Here is a 19,319-nt window from a genome sequence, read left to right as displayed (position 1 = left end):
GAACTATAATGATTTTCATAATTGCTGATGGATTATAGGTCTGCTAGCTCTTTAATGATGCCACAAACATTATACTTTTCAAGTGGATAATATTCAACAGGAACTTGTTTTTCTTCTGCGAGTTGTAAAATATGTTGGAGATATTTGGGATTAGCATCTTTGCGAATGAGAATCCGATCAGGTACGCGTCTAAGTAGAACACGAGTTGTTTCACCAACACCAGGCTTGATTTTATTGATATCTTTAATTTTAAAGTCTTTCGCAATACGTTTTACTTCATCTATACCCTTAAAGTCTTCATTTAACTCTTCTGAGGAAGGAGAGAAATAGTTGGGGTCGCAATCATTAAAGTGCTTTTCAACGGTTTCTAAAAACGCGTTTGACTGATCAATAGCTAAGTTTTCTTCATAAAAAATAGCACCATGAAATTCGTCCTCAGTCATAGTTGGTAATTTAACTGTTCGACTAACAAGACCGCTAACTGTTGCATTAAGACATGCACTTGGGATAAGGAAATCTTGTCTAGTTCCATAAAGCTTTGTTACCGATGCTGGATCACTCAATACTGCAAGTTCACTATCAAGTTTTTGAAAATTCTTTTGAGCTCGAAGTTTTTGACAGGCTTCATCTAAAACAGTATTAATGGCTCCTTTACCGACCCAACCGTCTATAAATTGAATATTTTCAGCAGCATGACGGTCAACGATATAATGCATAGCTGCTGAGTCAATCCCCTTCCCACGTATAATTGAGATACTGTAGTGCGGTGGCGTTACCCCGTATCTAGCTTTGAGATAACGTTGAACGAGAATGCCGATAGGTGTTCCTGCTCTGGCAAGTGAAACTAGAACAAGTTCAGGTCCTTTTGAACTCCATAATTTTTCAGCAAGAGCGACTGTGGCAGATGCTGTTTCAAAAGAGAGTTGGTCTAAGCTATTAAAGTAAAGGTCCATGTAAGTTTTTGTAGGTGCGTATTCTAAAGGAAGCATTTCAGAATAATGGATACCTTGCTGGTTTAATTTTTCACGTTCTGCAGTATCTAAGATGGGGACTTTTCCTTTAACATCTTGTAGTAAGAAAGTTACACTTTCTGCTGGGTAACTGGTGCGAACAAAACGCATGCGTTTCCTCCTATTTATATTTGTTTTATTGTTGGATAAAAATAATTTCTTGTCTTGAATATGGCTGTAATTGTTCCTTGATGGACTCTTCGAAAGCCTTTGTCATTTCTTCGTAGACGATGATGTAGCGGTCAACTTCCTCAGTTACATTGTAAAGATATGTTGATCGTTGGCTATCATATGCGCTAGGGAGATGAATAGCATTTTTGATGAGGTAATTATCCTCAGTTGAGATAGCTATAGGACTTCGTGTCGTTGAACGAACCTTCGCACCAATTTCTTGTGCAAGGAGAATTGGAAGCCACATATTTTCTTCAGTTCCGATTACTCTTACTTCATACGAGTCTCGATCTAGTGGGGAGTCATCTAACTTAGAAATGAGAGTCTCAAGAGACTTGCTGTAATTTCTGAATTCAGTTTGAGTTAATCCAAGACGTGGATTATTTTTAGAAGATAAGGTAACCTTTTCATTTTGATCCAAGTTATTCTCGGGAAGACTCTGATAATCGATAGAAATGGTCGGAACATCATCCTTAAGGTGTCCCTTAATCAAGTAGATAGTGTCGATATTTTCTTCTTTATAAATAGAAGCATGAGCCATATTTTGCCAGTTAAGGATGGAAGCCACTGCATACTTAGTTCTTTTATTCAATTTTTTAAATTCAGTAATGAAGTTAAGAATAGTATTTCCTGTCGTAATTTCATCTTCAATAAACAAAATAGTGTCATACTCAGGAATGACCTCACGGTAATACAATTTCTGATTTGTTGCGTGAGAATGTTCTTCTTCAAATGAAAGTGTTTGGATAGTTGTATCCAAATCTTCTCGTGTTGTTTGTAGGTAGAAAACGGCGTTTAGGTCATCATTTTCCAAACAAAAATGCATGATGGCTTGACCGATGGCAGTAGCAGTCTCGGCAAAGGCGATGATGAGTATGCGTTCTTGTGAACTTAAATGATTTTTAAGTTGTTCGTAAAGTTCTTTAAAAAGCTGAATTGTTGTATTGGCTTGACTAGGATAATGCTTAGCTTGATATTTATTAACAAAGAGATAGTCTCTTTTAGGATTCTTGTATCGTTTACAGATATGAATCAGATCATCTGGATTAGAGCTTGATTTATTTTCGATTATATTTACAAAATCATTTAGTTTTAATTGATAGGTCATATCAATACCTTTCTATGTAATGGTTCATTAGTTTACATATAGAATAGTAAAAATTGTACAGTTTTTTTGATTTATTTCTCCACCTTCAATTCATACAACCCTCTCACCGCATTACATCCATAGATGGTCTGAGCCTGTTTCAGATCTTTTACAGTCAGGACTTTTTCTTTCAGCTTATTTTCAGCTATAAGACTTTGTCTGTAGATGCCATTTAAGAGGCCGAGGTGAACTGGTGGTGTGTAGAGTTGGTCTTCGATTTTAAGAACGATGTTACCGATAGAGGTTTCTAGGAGTTGTCCCTCGTGATTATAATAGATTTGTTCGTGAGGTTCGATACTAAGGTGAGGACGGTAACTTGTTTTAAAGAAGGTATAGGGGCTATCCAACGGATATCTTTGCTCAACTAACCTTGCTTGGTAAAAGTCATCAGATAAGTTTGTTAATTGGCTATGTTCAAACTTCAGTTCACCATCTTTTTTAAAGGACAATTTAAGACGGTAGTCTGTGTCAAAATCTAGTGATTGGCACAGAGCTGTGGCTTGATAGTGCGCTTTTTCTGCATTGAAAGGATAGTCGAAGTATCGGCTACTCTCTTGTAAACGTTTTATATGCTCCTCCAGAAAGAGAAGTTTTCCTTGATGAATACGACCGGTAGAAATGAGATAGAATTTTGGGTTCTGACGGTATAGAACAGCAGCTTTTTGCTTGGTTTCTTCGTATTCGGATTCCCAGTTACTGTCCCAGGTAATCCCCCCTCCGACACCATAGATAGCCTTGGTTTCTTCCATTTGTAGTGTCCGAATGGCTACGTTGAAAATACTAGGTCCCTGTGGCACCAAGATTCCAATGGCCCCACAATAAACACCTCGAGGTTGTTTTTCAACCCTCTTAATAATCTCCATGGTTGCTATTTTGGGGGCACCTGTAATAGATCCGCATGGAAAAAGGGCTTGGAAGACATCGCATAAACTTCTATTTGTCAGGAGTTGCGTTTCAATTGTCGAAGTCATTTGCCAAACTGTAGAGTATTGTTCAACTTGGCAAAGGCTCTTAACATCTTCACTTCCTATTTTAGAAATACGATTCATGTCATTTCTAAGAAGATCGACAATCATCATATTTTCAGAGCGATTTTTCTGGTCCTGAGCTAGCCATCTTGCTTGTGCAAGGTCAGTTTCACTTGTTAAACCTCGATTGGTAGTACCTTTCATAGGACGAGTAGTCAACTTATCGCCATCTTTTTTAAAGAAGAGTTCTGGACTTATAGAAATGATAGAAACGTCATCGTGCTGAATAAAGGCATTGTAATGTGCATTTTGCTCAACAACCAATCGATTGTAGATGGCAAAGGGATCAGCTGTCAGGTTCTGTTGAAGTTGAACAGTATAATTGACCTGATAAGTATCACCTTGTCGAATATGGTGGTGTATATGCTCAATAGCAGCCTTGTATTCCTCAGCAGAAGTTAGCTCTTGCCAAGATTTTGGTAAGGTAATAGGGTCATAAGTAAGTGGAATAGGCTCTGTTTGAACAGTTTCATGAACAGTGAAGTAGAGGAGATACTCAGACATTAATGGACCATCAATAACCTGAAATTTTGTCTCGAAGGCAGGGGCTGCTTCATAGGAAACATAACCTACTGCATAATAACCTTCATTTTGATAGGCTTCGAGTTCATCTAAAAGGGGTTTGACTTCCTTAATGTCCTTTGTTTTTAGTTCTTTAATGGTGTCTGTAAAGATTTGTCTGACACCAAGTTCTTTAAAATCAATAACAGTTTTCTTATGCATACTTAGAGTATAACATAAGAAGTTTCCCTCTGGTTCTTTTTCATGTTTTAATTATCTTTCTCAAAATTTTAACCAAAAATGAACTTTTCAGATAGTTTTACATATGTTATAATGATAGGGACTAAAAGAAGATTTTAGAGGGAAATATGACTGAAAAAAATAACTTTGAGAAAGGCAACAGCAACCTTTCAAACAATAAAATGAAAAAAGGCACTTCTAAGAATTCATGGAAGCACCAGATGTACGAGCTAGAAATAGCTATTGCTAAAGAGTCAAGTAACAAAAAAAGAAATGAACTCATTAAACTTCATAATGGCTATATGAGTGAGTATGATAGCTTAAAGAAACAAATCATATGGTTAGCCGTCTTGGGAATTTGTTTCTTATTAGTATTGGCAATTTTTGGTTATTTTATTTGGAATAGTTACAATAGTGAGAATATGTCTTATACATCATCTTGGCTTCAAGAGAGGGTACTGAGCACTTATAGAGCTTAGTGTTCTGATCCTAGTAAATAATAGAGTCTCTAGACAAAAGTCTAGGGATTTTTTGATATAAAAAGGGATTTAGTAAGTCAATATATAGTTATTAGCTATAACGATATCTAAGCAAAAGGAGATAACAGAAGTCGGTAACCCTTTATTTTATAGGGTATAGTCTAAAACTATATATAGAGAAAACTAATAGCAATTATACAGCTACCCATTTCTTTGGTAAGATAAGTTCAACAACAAAGAGGAGGACACAAGATGTCAACTACTATCATTGGTTTCCCACGTTTGGGTGAATTCCGCGAATTAAAATTTACAACAGAAAAATACTTTAGAAATGAAATTACTGCAGATGAACTTTTAGCAGCAGCCAAAGACTTGCGTGCAAAACACTGGAATATTGTTAAAGAGAAGGGTATCACTGAAATTCCTTCAAATGATTTTTCACATTACGATAACTTCCTTGATGCAGCTTTCCTTTTCAACGTCGTACCTGAATCTGTTCAAAACTTGGATTTGACAGATCTTGAACGTTACTTTGCTTTGGCGCGTGGTTACCAAGGTGAAAAAGGGGATGTACGTGCCCTTCCTATGAAAAAATGGTTTAATACTAACTACCATTACATCGTTCCTAAATTTGAAAAAACAACAGAAGTTAAACTTGCTGGTCACAAGATTTTTGATGAGTACCAAGAAGCAAAAGAATTGGGTCTTAATACACGTCCAGTTGTGGTTGGACCATTCACTTTCCTTCAATTGTCTGATTTTGAAGATGGTGTAAAAGCTGAAGACTTCGTAGATAGCTTTGTTTCTGCATACCAAGATGTCTTTGCAAAATTGGCAGAGCTTGGTGCTACTCGTATTCAACTTGATGAGCCAGCTCTTGTTAAAGATTTGACATCTGAAGAAAAAGCTCTCTTCTTGAACCTCTACAACAAGCTCTTGGCTGATAAGAAAGGCCTTGAAGTTTTGATTCAAACTTACTTTGGTGATGTTCGTGATGTCTACAATGACCTTGTGAACTTGCCAGTTGATGGTATTGGTCTTGACTTTGTTGAAGGTAAGAAAACACTTGAATTGGTTAAAGGTGGTTTCCCAGCTGATAAGATTCTCTATGCCGGTATCGTCAATGGTAAAAACATCTGGCGTAACAACTACGAGAAGAGCCTCGCAATTCTTGAACAAGTTCCAGCTGAAAATGTTGTTTTGACAACCTCTTGCTCACTTCTCCACGTACCATTTACAACTGCTAATGAAGATTTTGAACCAGCTATTTTGGACCACTTCGCCTTTGCGGTTGAAAAATTGGGTGAATTGCGTGACTTGGATGCCATCCGCAATGGTCAAGGTGCAGAAGCACTTGCTGCTAACAAAGAACTCTTTGCGACTGAGCGTGTTGGTGAAAATGCTGAGCTTCGTGCTCGTATTGCAGGTTTGACTGAAGCCGATTACACTCGTTTGCCAGCGTTTGCAGAACGTGAAGCGATTCAAAAGGATGCTTTCAAACTTCCATTGCTTCCAACAACAACTATCGGTTCATTCCCTCAAACTAAGGAAGTTCGTGCTAAACGTTTGGCTTTCCGTAAGAATGAATTGTCACAAGAAGAATACGATGCTTTCCTTGCTGAAATCACTGATGAATGGATTAAATGGCAAGAAGAAGTTGGATTTGACGTTCTTGTTCATGGAGAGTTTGAACGTAATGACATGGTTGAGTACTTCGGTCAGAACTTGTCAGGTTACCTCTTCTCTAAAAATGGTTGGGTTCAATCATACGGTATGCGTGGGGTTAAACCACCAATCATTTGGGGTGATGTCACTCGTCTTAACCCAATCACTGTTAAATGGTCTAGCTACGCTCAAAGCCGTACAGACAAACCTGTTAAAGGTATGTTGACTGGACCTGTAACTATCCTTAACTGGTCATTCCCACGTGAGGACATCTCTATTAAGGATTCAACTCTTCAAATTGCTCTTGCAATCAAAGACGAAGTGCTTGACCTTGAAGCTGCAGGTGTGAAAATTATCCAAATTGACGAAGCTGCTCTTCGTGAAAAATTGCCACTCCGTCGTAGTGACTGGTATGAGGATTACCTCGACTGGGCAATTCCAGCTTTCCGTTTGGTACACTCAACTGTAGCACCAGACACACAAATCCACACTCACATGTGTTACTCAGAATTTACAGATATCATCCCAGCCATCGACAACTTGGATGCTGACGTTATCTCATTTGAAGCTAGTCGTTCAAATCTTGAAATTTTGGATGAACTTAAAGCACAAAACTTCCAAACAGAAGTTGGACCTGGGGTTTACGATATCCACTCACCACGTGTCCCACAAGACGGTGAAATTGACCACACTATCGAAGCAATCTTGGCTAAAGTACCAAGTGGTAAAGTCTGGATTAACCCTGACTGTGGTTTGAAGACTCGCGGAATCAAAGAAACTAAAGAAAGCTTGATCAAGCTTGTAGAAGCTGCAAAAGCAGCTCGCGAAAACTTGTAAGCAGAAGTTATCATACGTTGAAGACCTTCTTCCTTAAGTGTAGAAGGTTTTCAATAGCTAATAATATTCTAAAGATTTTTGCAAGCAGGCTATGATTAACAAGTGTACGCTACTTATGAAGTCAGTAGGCACTTAAAACTGCTTTTGTCTTAACAAAAATCTAAAATAAGAAGGTATAAAATATGACAAGCCAAACACCATCACTCTCTTTTGAAGTATTTCCACCCAACCCAGCAGTGGGTAATGAAAAAATTCTACGTGCCCTCGAGGATATGCAAGGATTGGCCCCACACTTTATCAGTGTGACAGCAAGTAATAACAAATATAATATCAAAGAGACGACGGTTCCTTTGGCAGATCATATTCAAAATGACCTAGCCATCCCAACGATTGCCCACCTTCCAGCTATCTATTTGAGTAAAGAAAAGGTTGCTGATACCTTACGTGACTTGGATGCTGTTGGTGTACACCGTATCTTAGCTCTACGTGGCGATATTATCCCAGGTGTGGAACCTCTTAAAGATTTTAGATATGCCACTGATTTGATTGAGTTTATCAAGGACCAAGCTCCTCAATTTGATATCATCGGTGCCTGCTATCCTGAAGGGCATCCCGATTCAGCAAATCAAATCTCTGATATCCAAAACCTCAAGAAAAAGGTTGATGCAGGTTGTTCTAGCCTTGTAACCCAACTCTTCTTTGACAATGAACGTTTCTATGATTTTCAAGATAAATGTACCTTGGCAGGTATTGACGTACCAATTCATGCTGGAATTATGCCTATCTTGAATCGTAACCAAGCTCTACGTTTGCTTGAGACTTGTGAAAATATCCATTTACCACGTAAGTTCCGTGCCATTTTGGATAAGTATGAACATGATCCTGAGTCACTTAGAGCGGCAGGTCTTGCCTATGCTATTGACCAGATTGTCGACCTTGTTACGCAAGATGTTGCAGGCGTTCACCTCTACACCATGAATAATGCAGAAACTGCTCGTCATATTCACGAAGCGACTCATTCCTTATTTAAGCATCATTCACAAGTTAGTGCTCTATAATTGAATCATAAAATTACCACCTATAGTTTAATCTATAGGTGGTTTATTGGTTCTAGTAGCAAAAAAGATAGCTTGCTTCCGTAATCCAAGTTTTGTCGGTATAAAAAAGACTTAGAGCTTAGCTCTAAGTCTTAAATATTATTCGCCTACGAAAGCATTGATTTCTGCTTCGATATTCGCAATTTTTTCTTTAGCATCTGCTTCAGATTCACCAACTGTAGCGATGTAGAATTTGATTTTTGGTTCTGTACCTGAAGGACGAACGGCAAACCATGAATCATCAGCCAAGATGTATTTAAGCACGTTACTTGGAGGAGTTGTTAATTTTTCAACGCCATCAGCAGTAGTTGCTGTTTGTTCCAAGAAGTCTTCTGTCTTAGCAATGTCTGTGTTGTTGAATTGTTTAGGAGCATTGTCACGGAATTTATCCATGATTTTCTTGATTTCAGCAGCTCCGTCAACACCTGAAAGGGTAACAGAGATAGTTTTTTCTGCGAAGTAACCATATTGTTTGTAGATTTCTTCGATACCGTCTGCCAAAGTCATGCCACGTGAACGGTAGTAAGCAGCGATTTCAGCAACGATAAGAACAGCTTGGATAGCGTCTTTGTCACGTACGAATGGTTTGATGAGGTAACCGAAGCTTTCTTCGAAACCAAGCATGTAAGTGTGGTTGTGTTGTGTTTCAAATTCATGAATTTTTTCACCGATAAATTTGAAACCAGTCAAGACGTTAAACATAGTTGCGCCGTAGCTTTCTGCAATCTTAGTAACCAACTCAGTTGATACGATTGATTTACAGAGGGCAGCATTGGCAGGAAGGGTACCAGCTGTTTTGTGAGCTTCAAGAATATATTTAGCAATGATAGCTCCGATTTGGTTACCAGAAAGGTTGAGGTAAGAACCATCTGGTTGGCGGATTTCAACACCAAGGCGGTCAGCATCTGGGTCAGTTGCAACCAATACATCAGCGTCTACTTTGCGACCAAGTTCTTCAGCAAGAGCAAATGCTTCTTGGTTTTCAGGGTTTGGAGATTTAACAGTTGAGAAGTCAGGGTCTGGTACAGCTTGCGCTTCAACAACTTGTACAGCTTCAAATCCAGCTTGCGCAAGAGCACGACGTGCCAACATTTCACCAGTACCATGAAGTGGAGTGTAGACAATCTTCATGTCACGACCGTATTCATTGATCAAGTCTTGGTTGATGTTAACGCCTTTCACTTCTTTCAAGTATTCAGCGTCGACGTTTTCACCGATAACTTCAATCAAGCCGTTAGCTTTGCTTTCTTCAAGATCAGCCAATTGTACAGTGAAAGGATTTTCGATAGCGCGGATGTAATCTGTCAAAGCATCGGCATCTGCAGGTGGCATTTGTCCACCGTCTTCACCATAAACCTTGTATCCATTAAACGGAGCAGGGTTGTGGCTAGCTGTTACCATGATACCAGCAAATGTGTGGAGATGACGAACAGCAAATGACAATTCAGGTGTTGGACGTAGGCTTTCAAATACATAAGATTTGATACCATGAGCAGCCAAAACTTGAGCAGATTCAAAAGCAAACTCAGGAGAGAAGTGACGGCTATCGTAAGCAATAGCAACACCACGTTTTTTAGCTTCTTCCCCTTTTGAGTCAATCAATTGGGCCAAACCTTCAGTTGCTTGGCGAACAACGTAAATGTTAATGCGGTTAGTACCAGCACCAATCAATCCACGCATACCAGCTGTACCGAATTCAAGGTTGGTATAGAAGGCATCTTCTTTCGTTTTTTCATCCATTGCGACCAACTCATCACGAAGGTAAGCAGGCAATTCAGCGAAGTCGAGCCATTTTTGATAATTTTCAGTGTAAGACATAGCAATCTCCTTTATATTTTTAAACGCTTACATTATACCATAATTAAAGAAAAAAAACATGGTAATTACCATGTTTTTTCTTTATTTTTTCAATCGCAGTAACACTGGTGTGATACTTAGAGTTAACAGACCGGCGATAATCATTTCAGCAATCGAATTTGTTGTGAAAATAGTTGCCATTAGTGTTTTGCCACCTGCTGTGTAGAAGTTAGGAATTAGGAAGTAGATACCAAGAAGTACAAAAAATGTATTTGTGAAAGCACCTAAAACCCCAGATAGAGCCAGACCTAGACGGTTTTGAAGTAACTTGTAGACAAAGTATGGGAAAATACCGATTAGGATACGAGGGACGATGGCAATGACTGCTGATGCCCAAGTTCCCCCTTCAACAAAAGGACTAAAGAGATAGCTACTAACCGTATAGATAACAGTGTTGCGAATAATACTCATAATTCCCATGAAGCCACCCAAATAAGCTCCAATCTTAGGACCGTAGACGATGCTAGCGATAATAACTGGGATATGGGTTAGGGTTGGTTTGATTGGAAGTACAAAAGCAGCAAAGATGGTTTGACTGAGTACTTCGATTACAACCATTGTAGCTATCAAGAGGGATAACTGAGCCGTTTGGTTTGCTTTATTTTTCTTATTCATCATAAACTCCTTTTTATTCTCTGCAAGGCTATTTTGTTAAAGCATTGTCAATGGATTCAATAATGTCATCAATATCAGCTAAGGCACCACGTCCTGTATCTCCACAAGCCAGTAAACCTGATTTTGGAAGAATTTCTTGGTAGCCAAGGTCATGCAAAGTATCTAGATTCTTCTTAGTCAGTGGATTTTCATACATTTTCGTATTCATTGCAGGGGCAATTAGTTTAGGTGTGGTGCTAGGTAAAGCTAAAGCAGTAGCAGTAAGCATATTATCAGCTAGGCCGTGTGCTAATTTGGCAATGGTATTTGCTGAAGATGGAGCTACAACAAAGAGGTCAGCTTCTTTACCTAAGTCAATATGATTAATACGTTCAGCCAATTTTTCTTCCATGACATCAGTGTGAACAGGATTCTTCGAAAGGACTTGAAGTGTCAGAGGGGTGATAAAGGCTTGAGCAGCTTCAGTCATAATGACGTGAACGTCATAACCTTTTTTCTTTAACCTACTTGTTAGATCAGCTGCTTTATAGGCGGATATTGATCCTGAAACAGCAAGGATGATACGTTTAGTCATGGCATATCCTTTCAAATAAAGCTTGAGCAATTGCAGATTTAGTCGTAACTTTCTCCTCGTTTTTTTCGTCAACAAGATAGGCAATATGCTGATCTGGAGTAATATCACTCAAGTCGTTGGCAACAATAATATCAGCTTTGTTGCGTTTCAGACTTGCACGAGCAACCTCAAAAAGCTCTTCTTTTCTTACATTAACCAAAAGTTTGAAGCCAATCAATTGAATATCAGGATTCCATTGTTTGACGAGGCTAATGATCTTCGGTGTTTTTTTTAGAAAAAGAACCTGATAATCAGAAGCCGATGATATCTTGCTTTCAGTGTTAGATTTATGCAAGAATTGAGCGAGATCTTCGGTGTCCTCCAGTTCAGCAAAATCCGTCATATAAATAGGAGTATAATCAGAGACTGCCATACTATGTATAAGAACATCGTGCTCTTTGACGAGTGGCTCCATCTTTCTGAGAAGACTTTCTACGTTCGTAATTTCTGTAATCTTTAGATTTTCTTTCGGTTCTGGTTTAACCGCTGTCTTGGTCGTTACTAAGGTTACTTGGTGACCCTTAGCTAAGAAAAGTTCAGCGATTTCCTTTCCTAGATAACCTGTTGAATGGTTTGTGATTCCACGTACAGCATCAATCTTTTCAGTGGTACCACCCGATGTAATCAAAATTTTCATAGTAGTATTGTACTAAAAATTGAGTCTTTTGTAAATAATAGTAGGTATTTTTGGGGTGTACCCCTATAAATTAAAGTTATAACGATTTATAACAAAACAAAAACCGAACATTGAAAAGTAATTAACCAAAAATAATGCGTTTTTTATCAAACTCTGATATAATAGATTCTAGAAAAATATAGAGGAGTGTCTCATGAAAACAGATATCGAAATTGCTCAAAGTGTAGAATTAAAACCAATCACAGAAGTAGTTGAAAAAGTTGGAATCGGCTTTGACGATTTGGAACTCTACGGAAAATATAAGGCAAAATTGTCATTTGATAAAATCAATGCAGTCAAAGACAATAAGCCAGGAAAATTGATTTTGGTGACAGCTATCAACCCAACACCAGCTGGTGAAGGGAAATCAACCATGTCAATTGGTCTTGCAGACGCTCTTAACAAAATTGGTAAGAAAACAATGATTGCCCTTCGTGAACCATCTCTTGGTCCGGTTATGGGAATCAAAGGTGGTGCTGCAGGTGGTGGTTACGCTCAAGTGCTTCCGATGGAAGATATCAACCTCCACTTCACAGGGGATATGCACGCTATTACTACAGCAAATAATGCTTTGTCAGCCCTTCTTGACAACCATATTCATCAAGGAAATGCTCTCGGCATTGACCAACGTCGTATCATTTGGAAACGTGTGGTTGACCTTAATGACCGTGCACTTCGTCATGTAAATGTTGGTCTTGGCGGACCACTTAATGGTATTCCACGTGAAGATGGTTTTGATATTACTGTTGCGTCTGAAATCATGGCGATTCTTTGCTTGGCTACTGATATTAATGACCTTAAAGAACGTTTGGCTAATATTGTAGTTGCCTACCGTTATGACCGTACACCAGTTTATGTACGTGATCTTGAAATTGAAGGTGCGCTTACCCTTATTCTTAAAGATGCCATCAAACCTAATTTGGTACAGACAATTTATGGAACACCAGCCTTGGTACACGGTGGTCCATTTGCCAATATCGCTCACGGATGTAACTCAGTTCTAGCTACAGCTACAGCTCTTCGTTTGGCTGATTATACGATTACTGAAGCAGGTTTCGGTGCTGACCTTGGTGCTGAAAAATTCCTTGATATCAAGACTCCAAACCTCCCAACAACTCCTGATGCCGTTGTTATTGTTGCGACACTTCGTGCCCTCAAAATGCACGGTGGGGTAGCCAAAACTGACCTCTCTGAAGAAAATGTTCAGGCCGTTCGTGATGGCTTCGCAAACTTGAAACGTCATGTGGAAAACGTTCGTAAATTTGGTCTTCCAGCAGTCGTTGCTATTAACGAATTTGTTGCTGATACTGAAGCTGAAATTGCAGCCCTTAAAGAACTTTGTGCAGAAATCGATGTTCCTGTTGAATTGGCTAGCGTTTGGGCTAATGGTGCTGATGGTGGTATTGACCTTGCCAACGCAGTAGTTGATGCTGTTGAAAATGGTAATGCCAACTATAAACGTCTTTATTCTGATGATGATAGCTTGGAAGAAAAAATCACTAAGATTGTTACTGAAATCTATGGTGGTAAATCAGTTGTCTTCGAGAAAAAAGCTAAGAACCAACTCAAACAATTTGCAGAATTCGGTTGGGATAAATTGCCAGTATGTATGGCCAAAACACAATATAGCTTCTCAGATAACCAATTCTTACTTGGAGCACCAGAAGGTTTTGATATCACTATTCGTGAATTTGTTCCTAAAACAGGTGCTGGATTTATCGTAGCTCTTACAGGTGACGTCATGACAATGCCTGGTCTTCCAAAAGCACCAGCAGCCCTCAAGATGGACGTAGCTGAAGACGGAACAGCTGTTGGTTTGTTCTAAGAAGAAATATCGATATAAAACAGTACCTATTGGTGCTGTTTTTTGTTTGAGTTATGAAAAACTTAAGGAAAGTTTAGTAGACTAAATCTAAATAAAAGAAGATCAAAGCACTAGATGATTACGTCTATTTTAGATATAATGATAAAACTTAGTCAAAGTGTTATTTGTATCTTTGACACCTAACAAGGGGGATAACTATGATTAAAATACTACTAGTAGAAGATGATTTGAGTTTGTCGAACTCAGTTTTTGATTTTTTAGATGACTTTGCTGATGTGATGCAAGTCTTTGATGGAGATGAAGGTCTCTACGAAGCTGAAAGTGGCGTCTATGATTTGATTCTTTTAGACCTTATGTTACCTGAAAAAGATGGTTTCACGGTTCTTAGAGAATTACGTGAAAAAGGTGTAACAACTCCTGTACTTATCATGACGGCTAAGGAAAGTCTAGATGATAAGGGTCATGGCTTTGAACTGGGTGCAGATGACTATCTAACCAAACCTTTCTATTTAGAAGAGTTGAAGATGCGTATTCAAGCACTTTTGAAACGATCTGGTAAATTTGACCAAAACACACTTTCTTTTGGTGATGTTCGTGTCAATCTTGCTACAAATTCAACCTTTGTGGGGGATAAAGAAGTAGAACTTCTTGGTAAAGAGTTTGATTTATTAGTTTACTTCTTACAAAATCAAAACGTGATTTTGCCTAAGTCACAAATTTTTGACCGTCTTTGGGGATTTGATAGTGATACCACGGTATCAGTTGTTGAGGTTTATGTTTCTAAAATTCGTAAGAAACTTAAAGGAACAGACTTTGCTGCCAACCTCCAAACCTTGAGAAGTGTGGGGTATATTTTGAAGAATGCTGACTAAATTTTTCAATTATCTCTTTAGGAGAATCAAGTCAGACGGATTTAAGTCGTTCATTCATTTCTTTGCCACTTTTTCTGGTATTTTCCTTATCATGACTGTCATGATTTTACAGATTTTGAGTTACGGCGTTTATTCCAATGTGGACTCAAGTCTTAAAATGGCAGCCGCTAAGACCAATTCTTATTTAGAAATGGAAATGCTAAAACGGGAACTTTTTCTGACTTCTGAGGTGGATCAAAATAATACGACAACCATTTACCAAGCCTATGATAATAAAGAGTCGACAGCTGAAACACCTGACTCGAGTGGCTCTAAAAAAGAACCTAAGAAGAAATCAAGAATTGAAGATGCCCCTCACGATTTATCTGTTGCGGCAAACACCAGTGTCTTAGTGCTTGATAAGAATGGAAAAGTCCTCAATGTCGTTGATAAATTTTCAAGCTTATCCAATTTACCAATAGATAAAAATAACATTGATGTTATCAGCAAGGGAAGTGCTCAGAATTATTTCGATCAAACAGAAAAGTACCGTCTGATTACTGAGAAAGTAGACAATAGTCTCTATCCTGATGCTAAGTACCTTGTTATTGCGATTAATACAACTCAATTGGAAGAAGCCACTGAACGTTATGTTAAGCTAATTGTCATCATGATGAGTTTCTTCTGGCTCTTATCTGTTGCGGCTAGTATGTATTTGGCCAAGTGGTCAAGACGTCCTATCCAGGAAAGCTTGGAGAAGCAGAAGGCTTTTGTTGAAAATGCTAGTCATGAGTTACGCACGCCACTTGCAGTTATCCAAAACCGTTTAGAAGTTCTTTTCCGAAAACCTGAGAGCACCATTTTAGATAATTCTGAGAATATCGCATCAAGTCTTGATGAAGTACGTAATATGCGTCTTTTGACGACTAATCTCTTGAACTTGGCTCGTCGTGACGATGGTATTAAACCAGAAATCGAAACCTTAGAACCTGCTTTCTTTGATACAGTATTTACCAACTATGCCATGATTGCAGAAGAAAATGAGAAAGGTTTCACGGCTCAAAACCAAGTAGGTCGTCCAATAAATACTGATAAAACACTGTTGAAACAGTTAATGACTATTTTATTTGATAATGCTATCAAATATACGGAAGAGGATGGACATGTGACCTTTACTGTCCGCACTAATGACCGCCATCTTTATATTTCTGTAGCTGATAATGGTCCTGGAATATCAGATAGTGATAAGAAAAAAATCTTTGATCGCTTTTATCGAGTAGATAAGGCTAGAACCAGACAAAAAGGTGGGTTTGGACTTGGCTTATCCCTAGCGCAACAAATTGTTTTAGCCCTTAAAGGAACAATTGTTGTTAAAGATAATCAACCAAAGGGAACGATTTTTGAAGTTAAGATCACCGGAGTTTAATTAATAAAGAAAACCTGCTAGACGATAATCTAGCAGGTTTTTTAGGTAATAAAAAAACTCCTAAATGGAGCTTTCAATTAGTTAGCCAATTTAGCTGCAAGACGTGATTTATCGCGGCTTGCTTTGTTTTTATGAATCAAACCTTTAGAAGCGGCTTTATCGATGCTAGCTGATGCAGCACGGTAAGCTTCTTCAGTTGGGTTAGCGTTGAATGCTTTAATAGCAGTACGCAAAGCTGATTTTTGAGCTGAGTTTTTTTCGTTTTGTTTAACGTTAAGTTCAGCGCGTTTGATAGCTGATTTAATATTTGCCAATGTTTTCACCTCCAAAATTTATCTAACTATGTCATTATACGTTATTTTAGGCCCCTTGGCAAGCTTTTTCTATTTTTTTAAGTGGATGAAGTCGATTTTATGATTGTCTCCCTTGTGAAGAATCAGTTCAGCTCGACTTCGTGTAGGTTCGATATAATTTTCCAGGTTAACCAAATTGATATCACGCCAGGTTTTTTGTGCTAAAGATAAAGCTTCATCCTTACTAAATTTAGTAAAACTATGGTAGTAGTTGTTTTCATCTTTTTTGGCAAGCTCAAGAAGGGTTTGAAAACGTTCAAGATACCAGGATTCGATATTATTAACTTCAGCGTCAATGTAGAGAGAAAAATCAAAATAGTCACTCATGTAAAGTCGTTGGTTAATAGGGTTCTGGAAAACATTAATCCCTTCGACAATTAGAAAATTGGGCTGTCTGATTTCTTGGGTAAGTCCTGGTACAATATCATAAATTTCATGAGAGTAAACAGGAATATTGACATCACCACCATTTTTTATAGTATCTAAAAAGTTGAGAAGAAGTGGCATATCGTAGGACTCAGGGAAGCCCTTACGATTAAGGATGCCTTTTTCTTTCAAGGTTTGGTTAGGATAGAGAAAGCCATCAGTTGTCACAAGTTCAACATTAGATTGGGGAAAGGTACGCTGCAACAAGAGTTGAAGCAAACGACTGGTAGTGGATTTGCCAACAGCAACTGAACCAGATACCCCAATAATAAATGGACGGTTAGTCTGTGATTTTTGTAAAAAGATACTCTTAGAAAAGGTTAGATCGTTGGCAGTTTTCTGATAGATACGAATGAGATTGATAAGGGGAAGATAAATGTCACTAACTTCTTGCACATCGATCTTATCATTAAGGCTGCGAATGGAATCCAGTTCTTCTGCAGTCAATGGGGCATTGTCCTCTTTATGAAGGCGTTGCCATTCCTTGCGTGATATCGTTTCGAAATTGATAAATTCATTTAACATAAATAACATTATAGCAGAAAAAAAGGTCGAATGTAAGCCTTGTCATTTCACTAGCCTTACTTTTCTATTTATGATACGATAGAGAAAAAGTACTATCTAGAAGGAAAAAACAATGTCAAAAATGTATTATGCTGAGACGCCAGATGCGGCTCACGATATTCACGATTTAAAGGTAAACTTATTAGGAGAAAGTTTTCAGTTTTATACAGATGCTGGGGTTTTCTCTAAAAAAATGATTGATTTTGGGAGTCAAGTGCTTTTGAGTGCATTAGATTTGGAAGCTGGCAAAACGCTTTTAGATGTGGGTTGTGGCTATGGTCCTCTCGGTATCAGTTTAGCCAAGGTCCAAGGAGTTAAAGTCACTATGATTGACATCAATAGTAGGGCGATTGATTTAGCTAGACAAAATGCTCAACGAAATAAGGTTGAAGCTACTATCTTCCAATCAAATATCTATGAAAATGTCACTGGAAGTTTTGACTATATTATTTCTAATCCACCTATCCGTGCGGGCAAGAAAGTGGTTCATCAAGTTATCGAGGAGGCATATGATTATCTCAATCAAGGTGGTAACCTAACTATTGTTATTCAGAAAAAACAAGGTGCTCCGTCAGCTAAGGCTAAGATGGAGGATGTGTTTGGTAATGCTGAAGTCGTTAAAAAGGCTAAAGGATATTATATCCTTAGAAGTGAGAAATTATGAGAACAGTTGATTTAATTGAAAAGAAAAGAGATGGTGGCGAGTTAAGCACAGAGGAAATTTCATATCTCATTAATGGCTATGTGTCTGGGGAAATACCAGACTATCAGATAGCTGCTTTGGCGATGGCGATTTATTATCAAGGTATGTCTATTCGTGAAATCCATGATTTGACCACTGATATGGTTGCTTCAGGTGAACAATATGATTTGTCAGAAATTCCAGGTGTTAAGGTAGATAAACATTCGACCGGAGGCGTTGGTGATAAGGTAACCATCATTCTGATGCCGCTTGTAGCTAGCTTTGGTGTTCCAGTGGCTAAGATGAGTGGTCGTGGTCTCGGACACACAGGTGGAACGATTGACAAATTAGAGTCTATCAAAGGCTATCAGGTTGAGCGTAGTAAGGAAGAATTCATTCAGCAAGTTAAAGACATTGGGATTTCCCTTATTGGTCAGTCTGAGCATTTGGTTAAGGCTGATAAACTTCTTTATGCCTTGCGTGATGTCACTGCAACAGTAGATTCCATTCCTCTAATCGCAAGCTCTGTTATGTCCAAAAAGATTGCAGCAGGCGCTGATAAGATTTTACTGGATGTTACTGTTGGTCAAGGCGCTTTTATGAAAAATATGTCTGACGCTGAGAAGTTGTCTGAAACCATGGTTGCACTAGGTCATGAGGTCAATCGTGAAACGATTGCAGTTATTACAGATATGAGCCAGCCACTAGGTAAGGCTATTGGTAACCGTTTAGAAATCACAGAGGCTATTGAAATTATGCAAGGTAAGGGACGTGAAGATATCACTGACTTTATCTGTGAGTTGGCTGAGATTCTATTAGATTTGGCTCAGGTTGAAGCTAGTCAGGAAGAGATTCGTCAGCACTTAGTGGGTGGAAAAGCCCTTGCTAAGTTTGAAGAACTCATTCAAGCTCAAGGTGGTGATTTGACTGATCTTTATCGTCATAGCAGTGCTCCTGTCGTGACAGATATTCATGCTCATGAAACAGGTTACATTAAAGAGTTACCTGCAATGGCATTTGGAAAATTTGCTATGCAATTAGGAGCAGGTCGAGCTACGAAGTCAGATAGTCTTAATTATGAAACAGGAATTGTATTTGAAAAGAAAGTTGGCGATTCTGTGACTCAGGGAGACCTTATTGCCAAGGTCTATAGCCAAGAAATTTTATCTGAAAAAATGCTGACTGAATTCGAAAAAAATGTTATTATGGGTAGTGAATGTAAAGAAACGACAGAAATATTAAAGATAATTCGCTAA

General features: G+C 38.4%; 17 protein-coding genes. 8 read left to right on the top strand and 9 right to left on the bottom strand.

Translation table 11 applies throughout. The annotated features are described in order from the left end of the window. Positions 1-32: 32 nt before the first annotated feature. From H7T98_RS04225 to pabB, 3 genes are all read right to left on the bottom strand, one after another. Entirely contained in the window at positions 33-1,121 is a 1,089-nt protein-coding gene (locus H7T98_RS04225) for a cysteine protease StiP family protein (protein ID WP_073690008.1), read from the bottom strand. 25 nt (positions 1,122-1,146) lie between these two features. After that, a complete protein-coding gene (locus tag H7T98_RS04220; RefSeq protein WP_073690009.1) occupies positions 1,147-2,289 on the bottom strand; it encodes a phosphoribosyltransferase domain-containing protein in 1,143 nt (380 codons plus the stop codon). 71 nt (positions 2,290-2,360) lie between these two features. Beyond that, positions 2,361-4,079, bottom strand: a complete 1,719-nt coding sequence (gene pabB, locus H7T98_RS04215) for an aminodeoxychorismate synthase component I (RefSeq protein ID WP_201059698.1) — start codon at positions 4,077-4,079, stop codon at positions 2,361-2,363. 146 nt (positions 4,080-4,225) lie between these two features. Between pabB and H7T98_RS04210 the strand changes: the two genes are divergently transcribed. The 3 genes from H7T98_RS04210 (at position 4,226) to metF (ending at position 8,136) form a co-directional block, all read left to right on the top strand. Then, the gene (locus H7T98_RS04210) at positions 4,226-4,576 is read left to right on the top strand and encodes a hypothetical protein (protein ID WP_037600816.1); all 351 of its coding nucleotides are present in this window, start codon (positions 4,226-4,228) and stop codon (positions 4,574-4,576) included. A 252-nt stretch (positions 4,577-4,828) separates the two neighbouring features. Further along, complete coding sequence (gene metE, locus H7T98_RS04205; protein WP_004182386.1) at positions 4,829-7,078, top strand: 5-methyltetrahydropteroyltriglutamate--homocysteine S-methyltransferase; 2,250 nt, start codon at positions 4,829-4,831, stop codon at positions 7,076-7,078. A 182-nt stretch (positions 7,079-7,260) separates the two neighbouring features. Continuing rightward, positions 7,261-8,136 (top strand): methylenetetrahydrofolate reductase [NAD(P)H], encoded by an 876-nt coding sequence (gene metF, locus H7T98_RS04200; protein ID WP_201061345.1) that lies wholly within the window; start codon positions 7,261-7,263, stop codon positions 8,134-8,136. Between the two features lie 138 nt (positions 8,137-8,274). On the opposite strand, the gene H7T98_RS04195 is transcribed toward metF, so the two are convergent. The 4 genes from H7T98_RS04195 to H7T98_RS04180 all read right to left on the bottom strand — a co-directional run bounded on the left by H7T98_RS04195 (position 8,275) and on the right by H7T98_RS04180 (position 11,897). After that, on the bottom strand, positions 8,275-9,993 hold the full coding sequence (locus H7T98_RS04195; protein WP_175057619.1) for a phospho-sugar mutase: 1,719 nt from the start codon (positions 9,991-9,993) through the stop codon (positions 8,275-8,277). Between the two features lie 81 nt (positions 9,994-10,074). Next, positions 10,075-10,647 (bottom strand): ECF transporter S component, encoded by a 573-nt coding sequence (locus H7T98_RS04190; protein ID WP_021144028.1) that lies wholly within the window; start codon positions 10,645-10,647, stop codon positions 10,075-10,077. A 28-nt stretch (positions 10,648-10,675) separates the two neighbouring features. Continuing rightward, positions 10,676-11,221, bottom strand: a complete 546-nt coding sequence (coaC, locus tag H7T98_RS04185; RefSeq protein WP_021144029.1) for a phosphopantothenoylcysteine decarboxylase — start codon at positions 11,219-11,221, stop codon at positions 10,676-10,678. Next, positions 11,214-11,897 (bottom strand): phosphopantothenate--cysteine ligase, encoded by a 684-nt coding sequence (locus tag H7T98_RS04180; protein ID WP_002891136.1) that lies wholly within the window; start codon positions 11,895-11,897, stop codon positions 11,214-11,216. The genes coaC and H7T98_RS04180 overlap by 8 nt, the downstream gene beginning before the upstream one ends. A gap of 193 nt (positions 11,898-12,090) precedes the next feature. On the opposite strand from H7T98_RS04180, the gene H7T98_RS04175 reads away from it, so the two are divergent. From H7T98_RS04175 to H7T98_RS04165, 3 genes are all read left to right on the top strand, one after another. Beyond that, a complete protein-coding gene (locus H7T98_RS04175; RefSeq protein ID WP_048675542.1) occupies positions 12,091-13,761 on the top strand; it encodes a formate--tetrahydrofolate ligase in 1,671 nt (556 codons plus the stop codon). Positions 13,762-13,958: 197 nt separating this feature from the next. Further along, positions 13,959-14,633: a response regulator transcription factor gene (locus H7T98_RS04170; protein ID WP_002891134.1), complete on the top strand. Its 675-nt coding sequence runs from the start codon at positions 13,959-13,961 to the stop codon at positions 14,631-14,633. Continuing rightward, positions 14,623-16,038, top strand: a complete 1,416-nt coding sequence (locus H7T98_RS04165; protein WP_118171861.1) for a sensor histidine kinase — start codon at positions 14,623-14,625, stop codon at positions 16,036-16,038. Before H7T98_RS04170 ends, H7T98_RS04165 begins: the two co-directional genes overlap by 11 nt. A 77-nt stretch (positions 16,039-16,115) precedes the next feature. On the opposite strand, the gene rpsT is transcribed toward H7T98_RS04165, so the two are convergent. Both rpsT and coaA read right to left on the bottom strand, forming a co-directional pair. Then, positions 16,116-16,352 carry a 30S ribosomal protein S20 gene (gene rpsT, locus H7T98_RS04160; protein ID WP_004182129.1) on the bottom strand — a complete coding sequence of 79 codons (237 nt, stop codon included), beginning with the start codon at positions 16,350-16,352 and terminating at the stop codon, positions 16,116-16,118. 69 nt (positions 16,353-16,421) lie between these two features. Then, complete coding sequence (coaA, locus tag H7T98_RS04155; RefSeq protein WP_022496694.1) at positions 16,422-17,342, bottom strand: type I pantothenate kinase; 921 nt, start codon at positions 17,340-17,342, stop codon at positions 16,422-16,424. A gap of 112 nt (positions 17,343-17,454) precedes the next feature. Between coaA and H7T98_RS04150 the strand changes: the two genes are divergently transcribed. After that, the gene (locus tag H7T98_RS04150) at positions 17,455-18,045 is read left to right on the top strand and encodes a class I SAM-dependent methyltransferase (protein ID WP_014633038.1); all 591 of its coding nucleotides are present in this window, start codon (positions 17,455-17,457) and stop codon (positions 18,043-18,045) included. Next, positions 18,042-19,319 (top strand): pyrimidine-nucleoside phosphorylase, encoded by a 1,278-nt coding sequence (locus H7T98_RS04145; RefSeq protein ID WP_059749185.1) that lies wholly within the window; start codon positions 18,042-18,044, stop codon positions 19,317-19,319. The genes H7T98_RS04150 and H7T98_RS04145 overlap by 4 nt, the downstream gene beginning before the upstream one ends.

This window comes from Streptococcus sp. 23.2 (assembly GCF_016648665.1).
Lineage (GTDB): Bacteria > Bacillota > Bacilli > Lactobacillales > Streptococcaceae > Streptococcus > Streptococcus salivarius_E.
This window is presented reverse-complemented; position numbering and strand designations above follow the sequence as displayed.

Bases quoted from the DNA above. Each gene is read 5' to 3' on its own strand.
- H7T98_RS04225 (WP_073690008.1), bottom strand. From the start codon at position 1,121: ATGCGTTTTGTTCGCACCAGTTACCCAGCAGAAAGTGTAACTTTCTTA.
- H7T98_RS04220 (WP_073690009.1), bottom strand. From the start codon at position 2,289: ATGACCTATCAATTAAAACTAAATGATTTTGTAAATATAATCGAAAAT.
- pabB (WP_201059698.1), bottom strand. From the start codon at position 4,079: ATGCATAAGAAAACTGTTATTGATTTTAAAGAACTTGGTGTCAGACAA.
- H7T98_RS04210 (WP_037600816.1), top strand. From the start codon at position 4,226: ATGACTGAAAAAAATAACTTTGAGAAAGGCAACAGCAACCTTTCAAAC.
- metE (WP_004182386.1), top strand. From the start codon at position 4,829: ATGTCAACTACTATCATTGGTTTCCCACGTTTGGGTGAATTCCGCGAA.
- metF (WP_201061345.1), top strand. From the start codon at position 7,261: ATGACAAGCCAAACACCATCACTCTCTTTTGAAGTATTTCCACCCAAC.
- H7T98_RS04195 (WP_175057619.1), bottom strand. From the start codon at position 9,993: ATGTCTTACACTGAAAATTATCAAAAATGGCTCGACTTCGCTGAATTG.
- H7T98_RS04190 (WP_021144028.1), bottom strand. From the start codon at position 10,647: ATGAATAAGAAAAATAAAGCAAACCAAACGGCTCAGTTATCCCTCTTG.
- coaC (WP_021144029.1), bottom strand. From the start codon at position 11,221: ATGACTAAACGTATCATCCTTGCTGTTTCAGGATCAATATCCGCCTAT.
- H7T98_RS04180 (WP_002891136.1), bottom strand. From the start codon at position 11,897: ATGAAAATTTTGATTACATCGGGTGGTACCACTGAAAAGATTGATGCT.
- H7T98_RS04175 (WP_048675542.1), top strand. From the start codon at position 12,091: ATGAAAACAGATATCGAAATTGCTCAAAGTGTAGAATTAAAACCAATC.
- H7T98_RS04170 (WP_002891134.1), top strand. From the start codon at position 13,959: ATGATTAAAATACTACTAGTAGAAGATGATTTGAGTTTGTCGAACTCA.
- H7T98_RS04165 (WP_118171861.1), top strand. From the start codon at position 14,623: ATGCTGACTAAATTTTTCAATTATCTCTTTAGGAGAATCAAGTCAGAC.
- coaA (WP_022496694.1), bottom strand. From the start codon at position 17,342: ATGTTAAATGAATTTATCAATTTCGAAACGATATCACGCAAGGAATGG.
- H7T98_RS04150 (WP_014633038.1), top strand. From the start codon at position 17,455: ATGTCAAAAATGTATTATGCTGAGACGCCAGATGCGGCTCACGATATT.
- H7T98_RS04145 (WP_059749185.1), top strand. From the start codon at position 18,042: ATGAGAACAGTTGATTTAATTGAAAAGAAAAGAGATGGTGGCGAGTTA.